This window comes from Pseudomonas helleri (assembly GCF_009600315.1).
GTDB classification, from domain to species: Bacteria; Pseudomonadota; Gammaproteobacteria; order Pseudomonadales; family Pseudomonadaceae; genus Aquipseudomonas; species Aquipseudomonas helleri_A.
This window is the reverse complement of the sequence record NZ_WIWC01000079.1, coordinates 1-2,844: the sequence shown is the minus strand read 5'-3', so window position 1 is coordinate 2,844 and position 2,844 is coordinate 1. Positions and strand designations below refer to the sequence as shown.

At 49.5% G+C, this 2,844-nt stretch carries 4 protein-coding genes; 2 read left to right on the top strand and 2 right to left on the bottom strand.

Annotated features, from left to right (window positions below):
• Positions 1 to 908: 908 nt before the first annotated feature.
• Positions 909 to 1,328 carry a hypothetical protein gene (locus GHN86_RS22820; protein ID WP_153387374.1) on the top strand — a complete coding sequence of 140 codons (420 nt, stop codon included), beginning with the start codon at positions 909 to 911 and terminating at the stop codon, positions 1,326 to 1,328.
• Between the two features lie 48 nt (positions 1,329 to 1,376).
• Here GHN86_RS22820 and GHN86_RS22815 read toward each other — a convergent pair whose 3' ends face one another.
• Positions 1,377 to 1,934: a GNAT family N-acetyltransferase gene (locus GHN86_RS22815; RefSeq protein ID WP_153387373.1), complete on the bottom strand. Its 558-nt coding sequence runs from the start codon at positions 1,932 to 1,934 to the stop codon at positions 1,377 to 1,379.
• Entirely contained in the window at positions 1,900 to 2,220 is a 321-nt protein-coding gene (locus GHN86_RS22810) for a DUF1778 domain-containing protein (RefSeq protein ID WP_153387372.1), read from the bottom strand. Before GHN86_RS22810 ends, GHN86_RS22815 begins: the two co-directional genes overlap by 35 nt.
• A 339-nt stretch (positions 2,221 to 2,559) precedes the next feature.
• Here GHN86_RS22810 and GHN86_RS22805 point away from each other — a divergent pair, with 339 nt between their 5' ends.
• Complete coding sequence (locus tag GHN86_RS22805; protein ID WP_153387371.1) at positions 2,560 to 2,748, top strand: hypothetical protein; 189 nt, start codon at positions 2,560 to 2,562, stop codon at positions 2,746 to 2,748.
• Positions 2,749 to 2,844 lie beyond the last annotated feature (96 nt).

The window sequence follows — 2,844 nt, the reverse complement described above, 5'->3', positions numbered from 1 at the left end:
GGAGTCATGCGAGACGCTTTTTTTAAAAGCCGATCGTAGGGGCTCCCACGCCAGTGGGAGCCATCAAGTGCGTCGCGCAGCCATCATTATTGCCGCCAGTGGGCGGCCTTAGACTGGCGTCAGCCATCATTGCTCGTGCTCTTGTCTCTCAAGGTTATTACCGGCTTTGGATCTTTCCCAGTGAGTGGGGGTCCCCCTTTAGGGGGTCGAGCTGGTGAGCGCGTAGCGCGAATGCTTTTGGATTTTTGTTCTTTTGTACCTTTTCACCTTTGTACTTTTCCTATGGCCCTTCTATTGCTCAAGCAATAACCGCAGCAATAGAAAAGCCAATAGAACGACTAATAGGTCATACGCCGCTGAAACAGATCAATAACGCTCCATCCCTTCGGTCTGTCATGGGCGCCCTGCGGGACGCCCAAACCTTACGGGGGAGCGCCCCGTAAGGCTTTCAGGGTTCCGACTCGCTGCGCGAGCCTCCACCCTCTTTCCTCACCTGCGCCCTGAACGGGCTTGTCTCGAAAATTCACCCGCGTGCGCGCCCGGCAAAGCCGGACCAACCTGCATTCTGCCATTGCGCGACGTCTCGTTGCGGTCCGTTGTCCCTTTCTCGACTGCTCCATCGCGAATCCAGGTTGGTCCGGTTTCACCTGACGCGCACGCAAGCGGTGCGGCCGGATGCTTCGCACCCTGGTTTCGCCCTGAACGGGCTGCACCAGGGCAGAACGGAAAAATTTGGCCTGGGGGCCATTTTTCCTCACCCCCCTCGTGGGCTCGGGTGGCGTCTGTCCGGCTGTTTCCGCCGTCTTCGCCGTCGGTTTATCAGAGCGGCTAAGGCCGCTCTGGAAGCAGCTTTTAGCTGCCCAAAGTCTGCTGCGCTACCATGCGATTTTCGCCTGGGAGCAAACCTCATGCAGCGTTTAGCCAAACCTTCGGACTACGTCCGGCAAGAAGTTTTCGGTCAATCGACCTACGTGCTTCCCTGGGAGCCGCGGCTGTGCCCGGGAAATCCTGCGGACGATCCGGAGCTGGGAGCTCAGCTCTACAACGAATTTGCCTGCGCCGCTGCCCAGGGCGTTACACAGCGATCACCAGCTGAACAGATAGCAGACATTATCGAGTGGACCATTGCCACGCCTGGAGAAGCCGCGCGCAGCTTGGCTGCTGACCTCGCGGCGACCTACCAGGGAAAGCATCAGTTTCGAATGGAGGATCTGCAGCATTGGGAGGAGGAAACCAAGCCGCATCGAGCGCAGCTGATTTTTCACAATGAAGAAATTCTTAAAATTTCAGCAAGAACCATTATGGCTTTGAGGAAACGTGCAAATTAAAAATGTATTCGCCGCCAATAAAACTATTGGCGGCGATAAAAAAATAAATCAGGCGTCAATTGCTCCGGCAGATACAGCCGCGATCATCATCTTGATGGCGATGAACATCGGAATTGTACCGTCAGCATTGACTTCACCCAAATCACCAAAACCAAGGCTTTGGTAAAATTTAACTGCATTGGGTGCTGCATCTAAAAACATTCCTTTGATTGGAATGCTTTCATGAACAGTAACAGCCTGATCGAAAGCCATCATCAGAAGCTCACAGCCAACACCTTGTTTTTGACGTGAAACGTCAACAGCAAGCATGCTTAGCTTGACCGCTGGAACCTGATTGGGTTGATTCCCCGATTCCAAATAGGTCTGGATTCTGGCTTTATCCAAAATAAGAAAAGTAAGAGTGCAAAACGCGAACACCTCTCCCTTGTCGTTAATTGCTCCGATTCCAGTAACATTTTCGCTTTTCAGAGCACGCTTAAGGTTGGTTTTGAAATAGTCGTCAAGGACCACTTCGCCACAACTGAAAGTTTTCGGAAAAGTATAGGATGCGTAATGGTCACGCAAATTGTTATCAACTTCGTAGTTTTCTGTCTCTTGCACGTTCATTTTTATTCCTCATAAGTTTTACTAAGGTTGGGGTTGGTGTCGCATTTTCATCGCTCTCACGAAGAATTTCGTGTAACCGGGAGAAAGCTTTTTCAGAAAGCTCCAATCGGTTGTAATTTTCCATTACGGCTTCTGCTTTTTCAAAAGCGGAAGACATGATGAAAGAAGTCATGTCTAGACCTGAAATAGTTGCTGCTTTTCTAATGAAGTCTTTTGCGAATTCAGTGGTCTTGAGGTCAAGACGTGCAGTTTTACTGGTATTTAAGGTTTCAACTAATGTAGACATTTGGGTCACCTGCAATGTTCTAAGTGGTATTACTTCCTTACGGTTGGTTATAAATTCCAATAGCGCTCACGCACTTTTGATTCCATGGAGTTCGACATTTTAGTCCTCGTTTTCAGTTTGTTTTTCAGTGTGTTTGAGTATGTTTTTAAATTAGGTTTAGTTTTTTCAATTCGTTGAGTTGTCGACTCAGTACGTACAATAGCCGTACTTTGTCGTTTTGTCAAGCTGTACGTTCATTGTACGTATTCATATTTTATGTGAACGAGCTGCTGAAAAATCGTCCATCACGTCATTTTCAAGGTTGCTAAAATTGATCCTTACCTACAAGGAGTAGTACCGATGGCGATTGAGAACGTTAAGCAGCTGAAGACCGTAAACGGAATTACCCAGGCGCAAGGTCTGCTGGATCAAGGCTGGATAATTCTGGCGGTGTGCGTGATGCAGGATGGCAGCAGTCAATACGCCGAGTATCACTTGGGCCTTGAGCAATTCCCGGCAGGCACCTCCAAGGTGTTTTCGCGCAAGTAGTGAGTCCTACGCGTTACGCATAACGCCGCTTATGTTCAAAAGGCCCCCACACTTGAGAGAGTCGTGGGGGCCTTTTTTTCTGGGCACGGAAACCAC